The organism is Chitinophaga sp. OAE865 (genome assembly GCF_040546735.1).
Taxonomy (GTDB): domain Bacteria; phylum Bacteroidota; class Bacteroidia; order Chitinophagales; family Chitinophagaceae; genus Chitinophaga; species Chitinophaga polysaccharea_A.
On record NZ_JBEPOF010000001.1, the window covers coordinates 658028 to 678707 of the forward strand.

General features: G+C 47.9%; 14 protein-coding genes. 6 read left to right on the forward strand and 8 right to left on the reverse strand.

Features of this window, described 5'->3' with window-relative positions:
* Positions 1-6 precede the first annotated feature (6 nt).
* Positions 7-1788, reverse strand: coding sequence for a DUF4836 family protein (locus tag ABIE50_RS02810; protein WP_209856176.1), 1782 nt, complete (start codon positions 1786-1788; stop codon positions 7-9).
* Positions 1789-2013: 225 nt separating this feature from the next.
* Between ABIE50_RS02810 and ABIE50_RS02815 the strand changes: the two genes are divergently transcribed.
* On the forward strand, positions 2014-2280 hold the full coding sequence (locus tag ABIE50_RS02815) for a YciI family protein (protein ID WP_260607387.1): 267 nt from the start codon (positions 2014-2016) through the stop codon (positions 2278-2280).
* Between the two features lie 56 nt (positions 2281-2336).
* Here the strand turns inward: ABIE50_RS02815 and ABIE50_RS02820 are convergent, their stop codons facing one another.
* Both ABIE50_RS02820 and msrB read right to left on the reverse strand, forming a co-directional pair.
* Entirely contained in the window at positions 2337-3353 is a 1017-nt protein-coding gene (locus tag ABIE50_RS02820) for an SRPBCC family protein (protein WP_209856172.1), read from the reverse strand.
* 84 nt (positions 3354-3437) lie between these two features.
* Complete coding sequence (gene msrB, locus ABIE50_RS02825) at positions 3438-3932, reverse strand: peptide-methionine (R)-S-oxide reductase MsrB (protein WP_209856169.1); 495 nt, start codon at positions 3930-3932, stop codon at positions 3438-3440.
* A gap of 324 nt (positions 3933-4256) precedes the next feature.
* Between msrB and mutL the strand changes: the two genes are divergently transcribed.
* Positions 4257-6152 (forward strand): DNA mismatch repair endonuclease MutL, encoded by a 1896-nt coding sequence (gene mutL, locus ABIE50_RS02830; protein ID WP_142684601.1) that lies wholly within the window; start codon positions 4257-4259, stop codon positions 6150-6152.
* A gap of 319 nt (positions 6153-6471) precedes the next feature.
* Here the strand turns inward: mutL and ABIE50_RS02835 are convergent, their stop codons facing one another.
* Complete coding sequence (locus tag ABIE50_RS02835) at positions 6472-7935, reverse strand: gluconokinase (RefSeq protein WP_209856167.1); 1464 nt, start codon at positions 7933-7935, stop codon at positions 6472-6474.
* An 81-nt stretch (positions 7936-8016) separates the two neighbouring features.
* Here ABIE50_RS02835 and ABIE50_RS02840 point away from each other — a divergent pair, with 81 nt between their 5' ends.
* Genes ABIE50_RS02840 through ABIE50_RS02850 form a run of 3 tightly spaced genes read left to right on the forward strand, consistent with a single transcriptional unit; the run spans position 8017 to position 11971 of the window.
* Positions 8017-9756, forward strand: coding sequence for a GMC family oxidoreductase (locus ABIE50_RS02840; RefSeq protein ID WP_209856164.1), 1740 nt, complete (start codon positions 8017-8019; stop codon positions 9754-9756).
* A 16-nt stretch (positions 9757-9772) separates the two neighbouring features.
* Positions 9773-10468 (forward strand): gluconate 2-dehydrogenase subunit 3 family protein, encoded by a 696-nt coding sequence (locus ABIE50_RS02845; RefSeq protein WP_209856161.1) that lies wholly within the window; start codon positions 9773-9775, stop codon positions 10466-10468.
* A gap of 48 nt (positions 10469-10516) precedes the next feature.
* Positions 10517-11971 carry a Gfo/Idh/MocA family protein gene (locus ABIE50_RS02850; RefSeq protein ID WP_209856158.1) on the forward strand — a complete coding sequence of 485 codons (1455 nt, stop codon included), beginning with the start codon at positions 10517-10519 and terminating at the stop codon, positions 11969-11971.
* Between the two features lie 85 nt (positions 11972-12056).
* Here the strand turns inward: ABIE50_RS02850 and ABIE50_RS02855 are convergent, their stop codons facing one another.
* Both ABIE50_RS02855 and ABIE50_RS02860 read right to left on the reverse strand, forming a co-directional pair.
* Positions 12057-13811 (reverse strand): RagB/SusD family nutrient uptake outer membrane protein, encoded by a 1755-nt coding sequence (locus ABIE50_RS02855; protein ID WP_209856155.1) that lies wholly within the window; start codon positions 13809-13811, stop codon positions 12057-12059.
* A gap of 10 nt (positions 13812-13821) precedes the next feature.
* Positions 13822-16890, reverse strand: a complete 3069-nt coding sequence (locus tag ABIE50_RS02860) for a SusC/RagA family TonB-linked outer membrane protein (RefSeq protein ID WP_209856152.1) — start codon at positions 16888-16890, stop codon at positions 13822-13824.
* 375 nt (positions 16891-17265) lie between these two features.
* Between ABIE50_RS02860 and ABIE50_RS02865 the strand changes: the two genes are divergently transcribed.
* Positions 17266-17922 (forward strand): hypothetical protein, encoded by a 657-nt coding sequence (locus tag ABIE50_RS02865; protein ID WP_209856150.1) that lies wholly within the window; start codon positions 17266-17268, stop codon positions 17920-17922.
* On the opposite strand, the gene ABIE50_RS02870 is transcribed toward ABIE50_RS02865, so the two are convergent.
* Positions 17919-19211 carry a D-alanyl-D-alanine carboxypeptidase/D-alanyl-D-alanine-endopeptidase gene (locus ABIE50_RS02870; RefSeq protein WP_209856146.1) on the reverse strand — a complete coding sequence of 431 codons (1293 nt, stop codon included), beginning with the start codon at positions 19209-19211 and terminating at the stop codon, positions 17919-17921. The two genes, ABIE50_RS02865 and ABIE50_RS02870, sit on opposite strands and share 4 nt — an antisense overlap.
* Before the next feature lie 107 nt (positions 19212-19318).
* Positions 19319-20650: a Gfo/Idh/MocA family protein gene (locus ABIE50_RS02875; RefSeq protein ID WP_142684592.1), complete on the reverse strand. Its 1332-nt coding sequence runs from the start codon at positions 20648-20650 to the stop codon at positions 19319-19321.
* Positions 20651-20680 lie beyond the last annotated feature (30 nt).

Here is a 20680-nt window from a genome sequence, read left to right on the forward strand (position 1 = left end):
TATAATTTACTGCGGTGCAACGGTGGTATCTACCGGTGCTGCAAACACGCTGTCTTCATAAGCTTTCTCTTTGGCTTTTTTTGCCTGCATTACCTTTACGGTTTCCGTGCCCAGGTTGATCAGCTGTACCAGGCTGTTCTGATCCTTATTTTTGAAGGTCAGCACAGCTTCTCCATGCTGCACATCGCCGCCATCAGCTTTACTTACAAAGGTTACATCTTTCAGCAGGTCCTTTGCTTTTTTCACTACTCCTTTTTCGTCTTCATCTACTTTATCTTCAGGAATCACGCTGGTCACCTTCTCAAGGTCTACATAGCCGCCAATCATGCTGCCTTTTACTTTGCTTTCAATGCCATCAGGTAATTTGATATGTCCTTTACCACCCAGGTATTCCTGCAGCAAAGCGCTGTCGGAGCCAAGTGTCACATATTTTTCTGTGATAGACATTGCCGGCATAGTGGCCGCCGCCATTGGGTTTACCACGGTATAATGATCTCCTTCCCTGGTGAACACTTCTTTCAGCATAGGAGAAGTCATTATTTTATTGAAAGCATCCTTATTGCCTACTTTCAGGCTGAAGATCCATTTGGCATCCGGTTTTTCTGTGAATTCGCCGGGAAAATAAGGAGATTCTTTTTTGGTGATAGCGAAATCGGAAGCCACATAAATTAACTGGCCTTCAAATGCGTTCAGTACATCATCCATTGATAATCCTGATTTTCCCATCATCAGGTTTACCATGCCGTCCATACCGGTGGCTTTAACGATATCGCCGATCATACGGAAATCAAAGGCATAGGAAATAAAACCGGTGATATTCTGGGAAGGATACTTCTTCAGCATATCCATATCGATTTCTTTCTTACCATATTTTTTGTAGATGGCTGCCAGCTCTTTACCCATGTAAGAATGACCGTTGAAAACGATTTTGCCGTTTTCGAAGTTAACGGTACCGGTGTAGAAAGAGCCTTCCATCAGCTTCTTTACATTGGCGGGGATCATGGTGAACTGGCCGCTGTTATAAATAGCTTCAGGGTTTACAAAGATACCGGCATCGGCATTTTCTTTCAGCAACTTGGCAAAAGGCTCAATGGTACCTGCCGATTCTTCTTTCTTCAGGTGGAAGAGATGGTCTACCTCAGCTACCCAGTTTTTTATCACCGCGTCGTCTTCTGTAGCTACCAGGGCAGCAGGAATAGCTGCTGCAGCGCTGTCTGCTACAGGTTCTTCTTCCGCAGGATAATCAGGATCAGGAGAGCCGCCTGGTGCATATTTCTCCAGCTTATTCGGGTTAACTGCGCTGATATAGATAACGGCAGATTTATTCCACCCGATTACGGCATGTTGCTTTTCTTCCCATATATATTTGAAATCGTTTTGTGTTTTCAGGGAGAAGTTAGCGATGTTCTTTTTGAGATAGGCCTCAAATTTGTCGGCATCTTTCAGGCTGGCAGTAAGACTGATGTAAGATTTGTTCTCTGCCGGCTGGCCCTGGAATACAAAAGAAGCAAAGAAATGGCTCTGCAGGTCCAGGCCTGAGTTTTCAGCGTCTTTCCATGCTTTCATCATTTCGTTGGCAGTATCTTTGGTTTGTGTGGCTTCAAACAGTTTATCCATAGTGATACCGTTTGTCACCAGCTTGGTGGTCAGCTGTTTAGCGTTCAGATCTACTACCACACCGGCTGTTTTCGGGATATACCGGCTCTCATCAGGGGTCTTGGAGCAGGAAGACAGCATAACCGCTGTCGTTACAGCGGCTAACAAAACTTTGGAAATTGATTTTTTCATAAAAACATTAAAAATTAAGAAATTATTCGGAGCAACACTTGTTCAAGCAGTACATTCCCACTATCGTGGTATTTCATTCGTGCAAAAGTACGTATATTTTTGTAGCGCATATGTCTCATTTTTCCCTGGTACATACAATATTTCAATACTGATTAAGTTTATACCTTTGCTACTAACTATGAAACTATTACTAAATACCATAGAAAAACCGTTATGTTCCTGATTATGCTACAATACATACGGCCCGTTGCGGCTGTAGAACACTACATGGAGGCGCATACCGCCTTCCTGCAAAAGCACTACGACAGTGGCCAGTTTATCTTATCAGGTAGACGAAAGCCCAGATCGGGAGCTGTTATTCTCTGTAATGCAGCCAGCCGTAAGGAGGTAGAAGAGATCATGAGCGAAGATCCGTTGGAAAAATACCAGCTGGCCCTTTACGAGATCATAGAATTTGAGCCAACCAGTTATGCCAACACATTGGGAAAATAGCACTTCCCCCTTTGTAATGCTGTGCCAACCGTTTTTGCTTCTTTACTTCCGGATGATTACTTCATAAAGTAGATGACCTTCGTGAGCCATTTGCTACTGTCCTTTTCTTTGCCCGGATCAGTCACATACATCTCTATAGTAGGCGGAACAATGGTTCTCCCTTTATCAGTAATGAAATTTTTGATGGCCACATGTGCGTTGGCTATTTTACTGTAAGGCCCTATATAGTCCGCATAGGCAGCCTGTGCGGCCGGCAGGGTAATGATTTCGTACCCGGGGGCAGGTTTGCTGCCTTCCGGTACCGGGATAGCTGCCGCCATATCTGTGGTCTGCAGTTTCCTGTCCCAGCTGAAAAAAATGCCGCAGGGCACGCCTGGCTGTAAATTGGCCGCAGTAGCGGCGTTATAAATGGTTCTCAGGTTGGCGCGGTAATAGTCGGTGATCCTGTTCATCGGGATGGTTTTTCGTACAGCCGCATACGTTGTTGCCGGGAAATTCATCTCTTTTACAGTAACATCAATACCATTAGGGGCATTCGGGCCCCTTACTTCCGCTTCCGCCATACTTTTCAGATTGTTAAGCCCCTGGTCGAAATCCTTTTCCAGCGCACCTTTCATAAAAAGGGTCATCACATTCTGCGGCCGGTCGTAATGGGTGTCAAATCCCCAGGTGACCTTTGTTTTTCCCGCAGCTTCCGACAACCGGAAAAATACATCCGATTCAGAAGCAAACGGCGTAATGAAAGTAAGCTTCTGGGTAACCGATTTATAAGGGTCCATCGCCAGGTGCTGCAGCTTTCCTTCCCCCACCTTACTGCCTTTCCAGGAATCAACTGCGCCAATAGAACCATCTTCGCCGGTAATTGTAAACCTGGCGGTGGAGTCCATCTGTTTCCAGGTATTCCACCCGTTAAATTTTTCGAATTTCACAATGTCATTCCATACAATTGTAGCGGGGGCATTAATTTCCACCGAACGCTCCACATGCATAGTAGTGGGCGCAAAAAAGATCAACACAATTGCAATGAACAGGATGATTCCTATGATCCAGGCGAGTGTTTTAAGTACTTTCATGACTGTCGGGGGTTGATGATAATAAAAATACAGCTTTTTATTATCAACCGGCAGATCACGTTAGCTATCAGGCAGAAGATAGGGTTACTCCAGTTCTTTATCGCTGGGGGTATTGTCTTGCTGATAATGTTGGTCTGCTTCCTTTGCTTTCTCAAAATCCAGGATCACGGAATTAATACAGTAGCGAAGTCCTGTGGGCGGAGGGCCGTCGTCAAACACGTGTCCCAGGTGCGATTTGCAGCGCCCGCATAATACTTCTGTCCTATGCATCCCATGACTGTTATCGGGAGAATAAATTACGCTGGACTTGGTAAGTGGCTGAAAAAAACTTGGCCAGCCACAACTGCTGTCAAACTTAGTGTCGGAAACAAACAACGGGTTCCCGCAGGCAGCGCAGTAGTAGGTACCGTTTTCCTTATTGTTCCAATATTTTCCGGTAAAGGCCCATTCTGTTCCTTTTTCCCTGGCGATATGGTACACATCCGTTGGCAATATTTTCTTCCACTCTTCATCTGGCAGATTTACTTTGTTGGCATTTGTATGGGAGTAAATGTCTCCCTTCTTTTTTCCATCTTCCATTGATTTCTTTTTTTCACCGATTTATGGGTATGTGCAGTTGGTGCCCCTGATAGAGATATTCAAAATTATTAGATTCCATAGGTACATATGTAAAGTTTTGATTCGTTAACTTCTCATTAACACCATCATTGTGATCGTTAGGTCGTTGGCCAGATTCTTTTTTCCTCTACCATAAATTACGTATGAACAAGCATAATGGATTGTTATTTCCTGCAAATCAAGGGGCTAATTAACAAAACAGTTAATTTTTTGTTTAAAACTGTCTGATAATCACCGATGAGCAACTGCATATAAATTGTTAACTTTACGGCAAAAGGCTAGTAAGTGGCGGATATCATCAATTTATTACCAGACAATATAGCGAACCAGATAGCTGCGGGGGAAGTGATCCAAAGACCGGCATCAGCGGTAAAAGAATTACTGGAAAATGCAGTGGATGCAGGTGCAACCGATATTCAACTGATCATTAAAGATGCGGGCAAAGAGTTAGTGCAGGTAATCGATAACGGCGGCGGTATGAGCGAAACAGATGCCCGGATGTGCTTTGAACGCCATGCCACCTCCAAAATACAATCCATAGAAGATCTCTTCCAGATCACCACCATGGGTTTCAGGGGCGAAGCCCTCGCCTCCATTGCAGCAGTTTCACAGGTAGAGCTGAAAACCCGCAAAAAAGGCGCTGAAGTGGGTACCTACGTGGAAATTGACAATAGCTTTGTTAAAAAACAAGAGCCCTGTCAAACCGCAGAAGGCACCAGCATTGCCATGAAGAACCTCTTCTTCAATGTGCCCGCCCGCAGGAATTTTCTGAAAAGTAACGCGGCAGAAATGAGGCATATTGTAGACGAGTTCATCCGTGTGGCCATGTCGTTCCCTCAGCTGCAGTTCTCGCTGACAAGTAATAATCAACAGTTGTTCCATCTCGACAAAGGATCGCTTAAACAACGCATCGTTGCCATCCTGGGACAACATTATAATGCCCGACTGGTAAGCGTAAAGGAAACTACTGACTACATGAATGTGTACGGATTTGTAGGAAAACCCGAAACCGCCAAGAAAACCAGGGGGGACCAGTTCTTCTTCGTCAATAACCGGTTTATCAAGAGCTCGTACCTGAACCATGCGGTGATGAACGCTTTTGCGGATATTATCCCGGCAGACAGTTTCCCGCTCTATGTACTGTTCATTGACGTAAATCCCGAACATGTAGACATCAACGTACATCCTACCAAACAGGAAATCAAGTTCGATGATGAAAAGCTCATGTACGCCTTTGTGCAGTCGGCGGTAAAACACTCCCTGGCCCAGTTCAGCATCACTGCCACACTGGATTTCGATCTCGATCCGAATATCCAGGCCCTGGATGCAGTAAGCAAGCCCTTCACTGTTCAGCAGCAGAATGAATCGACCCAAAGCCCTCTGTATAAATCTTTTACACAGGCTAACCAGGCGCACATGATCGATAAAAGCAGCAACAGCAGCAACCTGAAGCACTGGAAAGATCTGTACGAAACCAACAACGACAATTATACCCAAAGCACTTATACCATCGCCCCGGAGCCCGAAACAAGGCCGGCAGTAACTTACGAAAGCCAGCCTCATGCTACCGCTTCCGTTATCGATGAACGCTGGCAGGATACCGCCAACGATCAGAAAGTGCCGGTACAGGTGCACCAGCAATATATCCTGTCGCAGATAAAATCAGGATTTATATTGATAGATCAGCAGGCCGCCCATGAAAGGATCCTTTATGAACGCTACCAGCGTGCCTTACAGGAAACCCCCATGGCCACCCAGCAAAGCCTTTTTCCGCAAACCCTGCAACTGCCCCCGGCAGATGCAGCCCTGATCAGTGAAATGCTTGGCGACCTCCAGACACTGGGCTACGACCTGGAGCCGTTTGGCAACAATACCTTCATTGTTCGCGGTACTCCCGCCGATATTCAGAATGGTAACGATCATGCCACCATCCAGAACCTGCTGGAACAATTCAAGAACTTCAGCCATGAACTGAAAGTGAATACCCGCGAGCAGCTGATCCGTGCAATGGCCCGTAATAATGCCATCCCCGCCGGCAAAATACTGGCCGCCCGTGAAATGCAGAACATCATCGATGAGCTGTTTGCCTGCAGCATGCCAAACGTGGCGCCAGGCGGCAAGTTCACCTTTATATCATTCAAACTCACAGATCTCGCACGCATGTTTGAACGCGGGAACTGATGACCAGATATTAAAAACCCAGGGAGACAAAGCGGGTTAACCTGCTTTGTTTCCCCGGATCTCCTGGTGTATCGTTTTCCTTAATAGTCCCAAAGCCTCTGCAGCAGCTCATCTTCAGATCAAGTCCACCTCATGTCCTCCATATACGCTGCTGCAATGTCAGTGCTATGCGGGCGCCAGCGGTGACCTGGATTCCCTTACTGCATATAAGCCCTAAGTTTATTCACCCCAAAAGCCTGATTTCTGCTACAGGATCCTTTATAAGATTTAGCCCCTCATGGAAACTACATCCCCTGCAGGCTACTAACACTCCATTTCATTATTCCTGGAGGCTCCCCTCTATCTGCCGGTACAGCTTCAAAAAACGCTCGTATTTCCGTCTGTATCCTTCAAACCTGGAGGCATCCGGGGTAAAAACTGTTTGTGCACGTTGTTTCCGCTGCTCCGGCCATCCCAGCTCCCTTGCTGCCAGCAGGATGGCGCCTAATGCAGAAGCGTCGCTTTCCTGTTGCAGGTGCATTTCCTGGCCAAAGATGTCGGCCAACAACCGGATCCAGCCCGGCGAATTGGTAAAGCCGCCGCTGACAGAGATCTTCTGCACCGGCCCGGCGGTTTCTGCAAGCGCCTCTTTAATGCTCAGGAGCGCAAAGCAAACCCCTTCCAGCACTGCCCGGGTAAAATGCGCCGGTGTATGCTGGGGTTGGATGCCGATAAAGGCCGCGCTCGCATGGCTATTCCATACCGGCGCCCTTTCACCCAACAGATAAGGCAAACAAAGCAATTTACCAGGATCCGTTACCAACGCGGTTTCCACAAGACCATTGAGTGCGCTCAGCGGCTGCTGCAGGAAATCCCTCACCAGCCATTGCAATACCACGCCCCCGTTGTTGGAGGCCCCACCGGTAATATAAATATCATCTGTAAGCAGGTAAGTGAAAAGCCGGCCGGCAGCATCTGTAAGAGGCCGGGCTCCGGCCATCCTTACTGCGCCGCTGGTGCCGATGGTAAGCGTGGCATGTCCAGGGTCCAGTGCGCCGCTGCCCAGCTGCGCCAGGCATCCGTCGCTGCCGCCTATCACAAAGGGAGTGTCTGCCGGGATCCCCAGCGCATCAGCTACTGCCGGCAATAGCCCCTTAACAATATGGTTAGCCGGCACTGGTCGGGGCAGCTGCGCCGCAGTGATACCAGCTACATTTAAAGCGGTACTGTTCCAGCTAAGTGTATGAATATCAAACAACCCCGTTGCTGAGGCAATGGAATGATCCGTTATCCAGCTGCCAAACAAATGATGAAAGATATATTCCTTAATGCCTGGGAACATGGCTGCGGCTTCAAAAACAGCGGGCTGCTGCTCCCGCAGCCACATTATTTTGCACAGGGGCGACATGGCATGCACCGGGGTGCCGGTTTGCCGGTAAATAAGCCCGCCTTCCGGTGTATCCCGCAATGCCAGGGCATTAGGCTCGCTGCGGTTATCAGCCCAGATGATCAGCGGCGTAAGCTCCTTACCATCCGCGCCCACGGCCATTATGCTATGCATAGCACTGCTGAAGGAAACTGCCGCCGGCGCCGCTCCCATCCTGGCCACGGCCTCCCTGATACCGGCCATCACTGCCTCCAGGATCACCCGTGGCGTTTGCTCGCTGTATCCAGGCTGCAGATGGCTGGTTACATATGCCTGTTGAAACACCGTTTGTATTTCACCGTCGATTCCTTGCACAATCGATTTTGTACTGCTGGTGCCGATATCTACACCAATAATATATGCTGTACGATCACTCATAAAAAAAACCGTTCTTTTTCCGCATTTAATTTATAGATTTAAAACCGGTGTTCTTCTAAAAAGTCTAAAATATCCACGCAAATGGCTTTCGAAATCAAAAAACAAGGGAAGGTTTATGACGTTTGTATTGTCGGTTCCGGCGCCGGAGGAGGTATGGCTGCAAAGATCCTGTCGGATGCAGGCCTGAAAGTAGCCCTTCTGGAAGCAGGGCCCAAGTACGACCCGGCTGACCCGGAGCAGGCTACACAGCTGAAATGGCCTTACGAATCACCCAGAAGAGGAGCCAGTACCACCCGTCCTTTTGGTGACTTTGATGCGTCTTACGGCGGATGGGAACTTAACGGTGAACCTTACACGAAAAAAAACGGAACTGAATTCGACTGGTTCCGCTCCCGCATGCTGGGAGGCCGGACCAACCACTGGGGCCGCATTTCACTGCGTTTTGGCCCCCGCGACTTCAAACACAAAAGCTATGATGGCCTTGGCGACGACTGGCCGCTTACCTATGAAGAGGTAGCGCCCTTTTACGACCGGGTCGACAAAATGATCGGCGTATTCGGCACCAAAGAAAACATACCCAATGAACCGGATGGCTTCTTCCTCCCTCCTCCCAAACCCAGATTACACGAACTGATGGTGAAAAAGGCAGGGGATCGTTTAGGCATTCCGGTTATACCGGCACGCCTGTCGATATTAACCCGCTCGGTTAACAAAGACCGCAGCCCTTGCTTTTTCTGCAGCCAATGCAACCGCGGATGTACCGTATACGGCGACTTCTCCGCCTCTTCCGTGCTGGTGAAACCGGCTATGAAAAGCGGACATGTGGACCTGTATACCAACGCTATGGTACGGGAAGTGCTTACAGACAACAGCGGGAAAGCTACCGGTGTGGCTTATGTAGATAAAACAGACCTCCAGGAATATTCCGTTAACGCCCGTGTGGTAGTGCTGGCCGCCAGCGCCTGCGAATCGGCCCGTTTGCTGCTGAACTCAAAATCAGCCAAACACCCGAACGGACTGGCCAATTCCAGTGGCGTAGTAGGTAAATACCTGCATGATTCTACCGGTTCTTCAAGGGGTGGTTTCCTCCCCCAGCTGATGGACCGTAAGCGGTATAATGAAGATGGCGTAGGCGGCATGCATATGTATGTTCCCTGGTGGGGCGATAATAAAAAACTGAACTTCGCACGCGGCTACCATATTGAATTTGGCGGAGGTATGCATATGCCCGGCTATGGTTTCGGCTTTGGCATGGAAAACATGAATGGCAGGGTACCCGGCCGCGATGGCCAAACCAAAGAAGCCGGCGGCTACGGCGCTTCTCTGAAAGATGACTACCGCCGCTTTTACGGCTCCCAGATCGGCTTTGCCGGCAGGGGTGAATGCATTGCCCGGGAAGATAACTACTGTGAGATAGATCCGAACGTGGTAGATAAATTCGGGATTCCTGTACTGCGTTTCAACTACACCTGGAGCGATCACGAAATCAACCAGGCCAAACATATGCAGGATACCTTTGAGGAAATCATTCATGAAATGGGCGGCATTGCCTTCGGCACCAAACCCGGAGCCGATACCAAATACGGGCTTGAAAACCCGGGCCGCATCATTCACGAAGTAGGTACCACCCGTATGGGCGACGATCCCAGGAAATCTGTACTGAACAAATTCAACCAGGCACACGAAGTAAAGAATCTTTTCGTTGTAGATGGGGGCGCATTTGTATCACAGGCAGATAAAAATCCTACCTGGACCATCCTTGCGCTGTCTATGCGGGCATCCGAATATATCGTGGATCAATTGAAAAAACAGAATCTCTAATCTTTTAATTTTTTTCATGGATAGAAGAGAATCACTCAAAGCACTGGCACTGGGAACGTTATCAGTTGGTACCATTTTATCTGCCACCAGTTGTGGCGATAACAAAACAACAGCGGATAAAAATGATCATCCCAATGTGAAAACGCCCGGCTATGGCCGTACTCCGGAAGAAGTGCTGCGGGATAAAGCGTTAATGGACCAAAAGTTCTTTACAGACGCCGAAATGAAGACCATCACCATCCTGGCAGATATCATTATCCCGGCAGATGAACATTCCGGCAGCGCCTCAGACGCCAAAGTGCCGGAGTTCATTGAGTTTATTGTAAAAGATATACCGGAGCACCAGCTGCCTATGCGGGGCGGACTGCGCTGGCTGGATATGCAATGCGCGAAACGGTATAATAAATCATTTGCCGAATGCAGCCCAGAACAACGCATTGAAGTGGTGGACCTGATTGCCTACCCGGCGAAAGCTGCCCCGGAAAACAGCCAGGGTGTTGCCTTCTTCAACCGGATGCGCAATCTTACTGCTACCGGCTTTTTCACCAGCAAAATGGGCATCAAGGACCTGAACTATGTGGGCAATACACCCAACGAATGGGACGGCGTTCCGGCAGATGTACTGAAACAGTACGGCTATGCCTATGATGAAAAAACATTGGCTACCTGCCTGAAAATAGAAGACAGGGGCAAGCTGATGACCTGGGACTAACGAATTAACTTGCTATTTCATAATTTAAATCCAGAAAACTTCACATCAATGATTCCAGAAAAAAAGAATGAGGGAGAAAACAACGTTTCCCGCAGATCATTCCTGAGAAACGGCGCCTTAGCGGCCGCCGGTTTCATGATAGTTCCACGCCATGTATTAGGCAGAGGCTATGTAGCGCCAAGCGACCGCCTGCGGGTAGCAGGTATCGGCGTAGGCGGCAAAGGCTTCAGCGATATATCTGAATTTGCCAAAGGCCCGGCTGATATTGCTTTCCTTTGTGATGTAGATAAACGTCGTGCAGCAGAAGCCGTAAAGAAATTCCCCAAGGCTAAGTTCTATACCGACTTCCGGGAAATGTTTGACAAGGAACACAAAAACTTCGATGCCGTTTCAGTGTCCACACCGGATCACACGCATGCCGTAGCCGCTATGGGCGCCATGCAGCTGAAGAAGGATGTATACGTACAGAAACCACTCACCCACGACATCTACGAAGCCCGTATGCTCACGCAGGGTGCCCAAAAATACAAAGTGGTAAGCCAGATGGGTAACCAGGGCTCTTCCGGCGATGGCGTTCGCCAGCTGATGGAATGGTACAATGCCGGCCTCGTTGGCGATGTGCACACTATCTACTGCTGGACAGACCGCCCCGTATGGCCACAGGGTATTCCATGGCCAACCACCCGCCAGGAAGTGCCACAGGAACTGGATTGGGATCTGTGGTTAGGTACCGCTCCTAAAAAAGATTACGTGGATAACCTGGTACCTTTCAACTGGCGCGGCTGGTGGGATTATGGTACCGGCGCTATCGGCGACATGGGCTGCCATATCATTGAACCTCCATTCCGTGTGCTGGGACTGGGCTATCCTACTTCAGTAGAGTGCAGCGTAGGTAGCGTATACATAGGAGAATTCACCCGCGGATACTTCCCCGAAAGCTGTCCTCCTTCTTCCCATGTAATTATGAAATTCCCTGGTAAGAACGGAAAAGAAGTAACTCTCCACTGGATGGACGGCGGTATTCAGCCGGAGCGCCCAGAAGAACTGGGCCCCAACGAAACAATGGGCGATGGTGGTAACGGCGCACTGTTTATTGGCGACAAGGGTAAAATGATGTGCGGTACTTACGGTATGTATCCTAAACTGCTGCCTACCTCCCGCACCACCGAAGTCAAGGTGCCGCAAACTATTGCGCGTGTACCGGAAGGGCACTATGTACAGTGGGTAAATGCCGCTATTGCCGGCTACGGCAGCAAGCAACAGAAAGCCCTGAGCTCTCCGTTCGATATTGCCGGTCCGCTTACAGAAACCATCCTCATGGCTAACCTGGCAATCCGCAGCTTCGATATCCGTAAGGCAAAAGCAAATGGTAAAGGCTTCGACTACCCCGGCCGTTATATCAAACTGCTGTGGGATGGTAATAATATGAAGATTACCAACTTCGACGAAGCCAACCAGTTTGTAAAACGCACTTACCGCGATGGCTGGTCACTGGGTGTATAAATAATGTTCTCTTATTTTCATAAAAAGAAATGCCGCGATGATCTCGCGGCATTTCTTTTTATGAAAAGCTGGTACATGAATTCCGTTATTTGTAGTCTTCCTGTTGCTTCAGGTTACTGTTCTTCCTGATTTCGTTGGCAGGAAGCGGCAGCAGGTAGTTCTTGGCTTTATTGAACTTCCTGTCCTGGATGCTATATACATGGTATACAAAAGGATGCCCTGCAATCTGAGATCCCAATACTTCAATGCCTTTGGCATTTTCATTGAAAACAGTTTCAGCATCCCTCCAGCGGCGGGCATCAAAAAAGCGATGCTCCTCAAAAGCCAGCTCGTACCGTCTTTCATATTTCAATACCGCCCACAAATCGGCGCCGGAAGCAGTTGTGGCTGGCATACCTGCACGCTGGCGCACCTGGTTCAACACTGTACGCCCGCTTGCTTCATCACCATAGCCCATTGCCGCTTCTGCATAGTTCAGCAGTATTTCTGCATAGCGGAGAAATATCCATGACTGGTCGCCACGGAAGAACTGCGCATCCAGGTTCTTATCCATAAATTTACGCAGGTAATAACCGGAGTAAGTGCCATTCCAGTTTTCAATCACACTGTTGCGGGTGTCCAGTCCCCATACGCTATCCTTTCCGTTGGGGGCTTCATACTTACCGGTTTGTATCACTCCCACCGGGTCCACTTTCGCCGCGTCTGAGGGGCGGGGTTTCCAGCTGGCGCCATCATATAGGATGGTGGCATAAAAACGCGGATCGCGGTTTTCATACGGCGCCTTTGCCTGTGCGGCATTGCTCCAGGAAAAAGGCGTACCGTCTTTCATCTGGTAGCCGGTCACAAAATTTTCTATGGGCACATTGCCTCCCCAGTTGTGATACCCGTTTGGCCCGTTGTACAGATCGTGGGAAGTGCCAAGCAGCGCTTTATCATACTGCTTAATGAAAATCAGTTCCGGGTTGTCTTTATCCAGGAATATGCGGGTATAACTTTCTGTTGGATCATCTGCGGGACGGTAGAGACTGTAAGTATTCAGATCCATTACCACTTTTGCAGCATCCATCGCTAGTTTATAACGGTCTTTCTGGGAGCCGGATTTATATCCCATTAAATCATTCGGCACTTTTGCATCATTGAACAGATCACTGGCGGCGAAAAGCAGTATCCGCGATTTCAATGCCAGTGCGGCGCCTTTGGTTACCCTTCCTTTGCCGGCTGCGGCCCCATAGGATGCAGGTAGTTGCTGTGCAGCCAGGTCACATTCAGCAGTAATGAACTTAATACATTCATCAAAAGTGGCTCTCTTCACACTTAATATCTCCTGTTCATCTCCCTTAATATTAAAAGTCTTGGTGATTAAAGGAACCCCGCCATAGTAGCGCACCAGCATATGATAATACCAGGCGCGCATGAAATGCACTTCGCCGGTCATGCGGGTACGCAGGCTTTCATCTGTAATAGGCACACTGGCAATTTTTTCCAGGAACATGTTACAGTTGCGGATCGCCTTGTAATGCAGGTCCCACCTGGCGAAATCATTGATGGCGCCTACGTCATCGGCAGAGGCGTTCCCCTGCACTACCCTGGAGGTATTATAATCGTGGATAAAGCGGCTCTCATCTGTCATAGAGGAAAGCATCACTTCCAGAAATCCGGGGCGCATCTGTACATACAGGTCGTTCACAAATGCCTGTACCAGGCCCACATCTTTCCACACATCTGTTTCTTCGTATTCCGTCAGCGGTTTCTTTTCGAGAAAGTCTTTATTACAACCGGCAGTCACCGCACATAACAAAAAGGCTCCCGCTATATATCTGATGATGGTTAATTTCTTCATGGCACATTAATTAAAAGGTTACGTTTAATCCCACATTGTAAATCTTGGTTTGCGGATAGAACTGTCCGCTTCCACTGGGCGCCTCAGGGTCAAAAATCTTTACTTTGTCGATGGTCACCAGGTTCTGTCCACTTACGTATACCCGGAGGTTTTGCAACCCTACCCGCTTGCAGAGTTTGGACGGCACATTATATCCCAGGTCCAGGGTTTTTAAACGGACATAATTGGTATTCCAGTACCAGAAGGTGTTCTGGCGGTTCACCCAGTACTCACGGTCACGGTCGTACGCTCTTGGCCATGATCCGTTGATATTGTCTTCCGTCCAGCGGTCTTTTACATATGCCATGGGGAAATTGCCGATCAGCCCTGATTCTGTGCGCAGGTACTGGCTGGCGCCGGTAGCGCCCTGCCATAACATGGTAAAGTCGAAGTTTTTAAACTTGGCGGTCATAGTTAAACCAAAGATCCAGGTCGGATTTTCTGTGCGGTCCATACGAACACGGTCCAGGTCATCGATTACACCATCTCCGTTTTTATCAAGGAAAATGACATCTCCGGCCCTGGCTCCGCCTACGTGCGGGCTTTTATCCACTTCTTCCTGTGTTTTATAAATACCAATTGCCTGGTAATACAGCGGCGCGCCTATCTGTTTACCGGTTGCCTGCTGATATGCCGGCAGGTTGGGTGTTTCATCGAAGAAGAGCACTTTATTTTCTGCGTGTGTAACCGTACCTATGATTTCATAATGGAATTTTTTGATGTCGTTCTTGTGGCTCAGTACCAGTTCGAAGCCTTTATTTTGTACCCTGGCAATGTTTTCCTGTGGAAGGGTCATGCCGGTATAGCCAGGCATCGACTGGCTGCGGCTGGCCAGGATGTTGGATCTTTTGGTAAGAAAATAATCTCCTTCAAAAGCCAGCTTATCTCCCAGGATTTTTGCCTCGATACCAACATCGTAGTTATTGGCTACTTCCCAGGTGATGGCCTCGTTGGGAGATCTCAGCTGGTAAAGCCCTTTGTTCAGATCGCCGCCAAGCATTACACCGCCGGCGCTGAATCCATAGGTGCTCAGGTATTGGAAAGGATCAATCTGGTCGTTACCCATTTGGCCCCAGGATGCACGCACTTTGAAATAATCAAGCGTACGGATACCTTTCTTCCAGAATCCTTCGTTTGATAATACCCATCCTGCAGAAGCGCCGGGGAACAGGCCCATACGGCGTCCTTCCGGGAAGTTCTGGGAACCGTCGTAGCGCATGTTGAAATCAAACAGGTAGGTTTCCTTGTAGTTGTAGGAAACGCGTCCGAAGTAGTTACGACGGGCATATTCAAACCCGCTTCCGGAATTGTTCTTTTCTTTATCACCGCCTAAATTCAACTGGTCCAGCTTATCACTGATAAAGTACCTGCGGTTGGCAGAGAAGCCGTCATTCTTTAAAGTAGCCTGTTCAAAAGCTATGAAGCTGCTGAGATTATGCTTACCGAAAGAACGCACATAGTTTAATTTGAAGTTGACGGTGATTTGTCTTAATGTACTGAACTGCTCCGTTAGCTCGGGGGCACTTACACCCCTGGAACCGGCATTCAGCTTATGTGTAGGGTCATTTGCATCAGCCAGGGTGTATAAGGTCCAGGGTTTGATATAAGATTTGTAGAAGTCAAAGTTCTGATCGTAGGCAAAACTACCATCTGCAAATAATCCTTCCACTCCCGGGATATTTACTACGGCCGACATATTGGTGTTGATCACATAGTTCTTATCATTGGTGTAACCGATTGCATTTGTTCCTGTAACAACGGGGTTGTCGCCGTATTCAATATCAGGCCCTGGCAACCCGTTTGGCCAGATGGCATTTTCCGTAGGGCGGCCACGCATCAGGGATCTGAAGATGGAGCCGGCGCTGCGGGGCGGGAAGTTCCTGTTTTCCAGGCGTCCGGCCAGGTCGAACCGCAAGCGGATGTAATCGCTCACTACCGCATCCAGGTTAGCTCTTACGTTTTGTTGCTTGTAATTGGTAGCACTGTTCTTATAAATACCATCCTGGAATAAGGAACCGAGCGAAACGTAGTACGACATTTTTTCTGTTCCCCCGCTCAGGGACAGATCGTGGCGGTTTTGCAGGGAATACTTTTTAATCGCGGCATCATACCAGTTGGTGTTAGGATACAACCATGGATCGGATCCATCTCCAAATTTCTTGATTTGTTCATCTGTGTACTTCGGCGCATCTCCTCCATACTTTAAAATTTCATTCACCACTTTGGCATATGTGGGCGCATCCGCCATTTCAGGCAGCCTGGTGGGTGTTACAAACGACTGGTTAAAGCCATAGCTCAGTGTTGGTTTACCACCTTTACCACGTTTGGTGGTAACCAGGATAACCCCGTTGGCGGCACGGGAACCATAAATGGCGGCAGCGGCGTCTTTAAGGATGGAAACACTTTCAATGTCGTTTGGGTTCATTCGCTCAAAGCCATCGCGTGGAAAACCATCGATCACTACCAGCGGGTTACTGTTACCTAAAGTACTGCGGCCACGGATAAAAATACGGGAGCCGTCGTAACCGGGCTCACCACTGTTGTTAACGGCAATAATGCCGGGAATACGTCCAACAAGTGAGTTAGAGATATTAACGTTGGGTGACTGCTGTAACTCGGCGCCTTTTACAGATGATACTGCGCCGGTTTTGGTAACTTTCTTCTGGGTACCGTAACCCACTACTACGTACTCATCCAGTGTTTTCTGGTTTTCTTTTAATACTACGTTCAGGGAAGTTTTACCTTCTACTTTCAGCTCCTGTGCATCAAAACCGATGTATTGGAATACGAGCACCGCATCTTTTTTAACATCGGTTAATACATAGTTGCCTTTTTCATCGGTGGTAGCCCCTTTCTTTGAGTCTTTCACCAACACCGTAACTCCTGGCAGCGGGTTACCGTTGATGTCTTTTACTTTTCCTTTAACTGTTAGATTTACCTGTTGCCATACACTGGGTAATGGCGCTCGCGCGATAATAGCGCTGCTGTGGGTTGCAAATAGGCATAGCAATAGCATAGCCTTTGCATAACGTGGGTTCATGCTACAAGTGATTTTGGAAGATGATGAAATTTGTCTGTTAACTAGCTTTTCATAACGACGAAACGGGTATTCATGTCTATGTAAGATAGACATGAAAAGTTTAATTATTTTCTAAAAATAAATGTCGACAGTACAATTATTTTAAAAATTCTCCTTAAAAAGAGAATAAATGCAATTCTTCCCCCGATAAGTGTATGAGTACCTAACCTTTCCTGTTTCAAAAGTTCAGGTATCTTTGTATCATACTCCATTTCTCATCTCTCTATTCAAAAAAATGATATTTATATTATAAAAAAAACATTCGCGAGATACTAATGGCTTTTTTTTGCATAATTTTATATCTCTGAGCGTTATAGATGCATCACCATATGTTTTATGAAGAAACATTACTTTCTCATAGCTATCCTTTCAATGGTAACATTGCTGTTTTCCTGCAGTAAGGAAATGAGCGATGAAGGAGAAGGTACATTACCTTCCAACAGTAATTGCGAATATGCCCCCTATACTAATGGCTCCTCTTTTTCCTACATTAATGTAAACAGTTCCAAAGACACGGTCGCTTATACCCTCACGGTTTCAGAAGACACGACCATTAACGGTATTGTGTATAAAAAAGTGGGAAACGACAGCGTATTCACCTGCTCCAACTGTAAAGACGGGATCTATACACAGATAGCCAGCATTCTTACCTTCCAGGGCTACAGCGCCGACAGCCTGGAGCTTACCTACCTGAAAGACAATGTGCCAGCGGGCACTTCCTGGAAAGACACCATCACCGTAAACAATGGCGGTGTGAATACTTCCGGTATCCTGGAATTTACCATTACCGAAAAGGATATCACCAAAACTGTGAACGGGAAGAATTATGCCTCCGTGATCGCTGTAAAAATGGATGCTTATGCTATTGTTTTTGGTAACCCGGTATCCGTGGGCACTATCTCCACCAGCTATTACAGCAAAGGCGTAGGGCTCATAGAAGCTGATCAGCAGCAAGACACTACCCTGCTGCTTTCCTATACCATAAAACCCTAGTAAGCGGTACTCACCATTGTAAGCAATCGCTCTACCGCCCTTCTCACGCTGCTGGCAGATTCATGATGATTATTCACCATCACACTGAACACCAGTGTTTTCTTCTTCTTTGTTTCAAGATAACCACTCAAAGCCACCACCCCGGTTAATGTGCCTGTTTTGGCATGTACTTTCAGCCGTTGATAATAGTTTTTCAGTGTTCCTCTCCCGCCGCTGGGAAAGATCTGCCAGAGCCGTTCCCCGGGGAACTGTTGCCGCATCAGCGTGAGCAGGGTTACAAAGTCGCGGGGCGTGAACAGGTCGTACCGGGAAAGACCGGAACCATCCTCCCACTGCGGTGGATGCGGCAGGCTTTTGAGGTCGCCGGCAAGCAGGTAATCAATGGTGCGTATGCTGCTGATGGTATCCCATAAAACGGAAGATGCCATCATCAGTGTTTGTTCCGCAAAAAAATTGTCGCTACGTTCCATCATCGGGATAAACAATGAATCTACCGGGAGGCTTTTCAGTATCCTGTAGTTGCCTGCGGGTGGTATAACGGCCTGCCCTATACGTTTATGCAAAGTATCCTCCAGCCGTTGCCGCAAATCCTGTACAGATCCGGTAATAAAAGGCACTTCTGCTTTTTTTTGTTCCCTGTCTTTCGGATTGTATTTCAGGTAGAAGATATTGTTTCGTTCATCTCTCGATATAATTGTTTCACTCAGGGTATCATCTTCTATAACATCCAGATCATAAAAAGCCGGCACAATGCTGTTGTTCTTTCCCTGGTGGCTGATACGGGCCACATTGCCATACATGGGCCACTCGTTTAGCTCCGGTTGGTAGTCGTCGGCATAATCACCCCAGCCCCAGCCCGGGCCAAAGCGTTTGTTGGCATTCACGCCGGGAACGAGATAAATCTTTTTACTGGTTTGCTGCAATAACTGTAGCAGTGGTTGATAGTTATAGTCGGGATGCAGAAAGGACGGATCTCCAGTTCCTTTTACAAAGAGGGCGGTGTCATTTTCGTAGTAACGTGCTGCGGGCAGGGAATCGCCGAGCAGCTTCAACCCTGCATACAATGAAAAAACTTTTACATTGGAGGCTGGTGTAAAAAACTTATTGTCCTGGTACTGGTACCAATATTTCCCCGTAGCCGGTTCATAAATACAGATACCCACATGTGCCTGTTCCATTGGTGTTTTATGCAGCAGTTCTGCTTCCGCCCATTTCTTTATCGCAGCCACCTGGGCTGTTGTACTCCCCCCGGCTAATATGGCTGCAATTACTACCAGTAATTTTTTCATAGATGGAAATTACGAATTGTGCATCACGAAACAGGGATTTGTGAGAAGACCGTTTTACTGATCTTTCCACAAATCCCTGGTCCTCTTTTTATGCCTGGTAATTTTTATCAGGTAAAATATTTGGTAATACCTGGTTTTGCATAAGCATAATTACCGGATGCATCCGGCATTACCGGCGGTTGTGCATCAAATGAATATGTTTTTGGATGCAGGTCCAGACCTGAGTTCAGCGCTACATTCCAGTCGATCACCTGGCCGGAATAAGTAGCCAGACGGCCTATGATAGCAGAGAGGGTCGCCTGGGCACCTCTTTCTGCATCTGCAAATTTGTATTCGCCTTTGGCAATGGCCGCAAACAGTTCATCATGTTCTGTCTGGTAAGGGTTGTTCTCCTTTTTCTTGTCGAACTGGTACAGCACTTTCCCTTTATGATCCACTATCTGTGCTTTATCGCAGAAGATACGGCCCTTAGTCCCTACAATTTCCTCATCAACTTTACTGGGCGCATCTTTCCAGTGGCGGCACTGGCTGTTCATCACTACCCCGTTGGCATAGCGGTACTCTACAAAATGGTGGTCAAATATTTCACCGTATTCTTTACCGGTACGAACGGCGCGGCCGCCCATACCGCCCGCAGTAACTGGGGTAGCACCCATAAACCAGTTACCTACATCGATATTGTGGATATGTTGTTCCACGATATGATCGCCACACAGCCAGTTGAAATAGTACCAGTTTCTCATCTGGTATTCCATTTCTGTGTACTCGGGTTTGCGGGGTTTTACCCACAACGCTCCCTGGTTCCACCACACCTGTGCCGACAGCATATCGCCGATGATACCATCCTGGAAGCGTTTATACAGTTCGCGGTAAGAGTTCTGGTAGCGGCGTTGTAAACCCACCACTACGTTTAATTTCTTTGTTTTAGCCACTGCAGCAGCTTCCAGTACTTTCTTAATACCGGCGGGATCTGTTGCTACTGGCTTTTCCATGAAGATGTGTTTCCCCTGTTTCACCGCTTCTTCAAAGTGAATGGGTCTGAAGCCCGGAGGTGTGGCAAGGATCACCACATCGGCCAGTGCAATGGCTTGTTTGTATGCGTCGAAGCCAATGAACTTATTGCCTTCCGGAACGTTTACCCGGCTGGCTTTATCGCCCAGGGCTTCTTTAATATCATTGTAGCTGTTGCTCAGCCTGTCGGGGAAGGCATCGGCCATTGCCACCAGCTCCACATTTTCCTTTGTGCTGAGCGCCTGGGTAGCGGCGCCGGTACCACGGCCACCACAGCCTATCAGCGCTATTTTTATAACACCGGTAGATCCTGAAAAATAATTAGCTTTTGACAAAATAGGCATAGCCAGTAAACCGCCCGCAAGCAAAGTAGTTTGCTTTACGAACTCGCGGCGGCCCTCACCGTGGAATTTCTTTTCGTTGTCCATAAATGAATAAGATTTTTAGATTTTTGGATG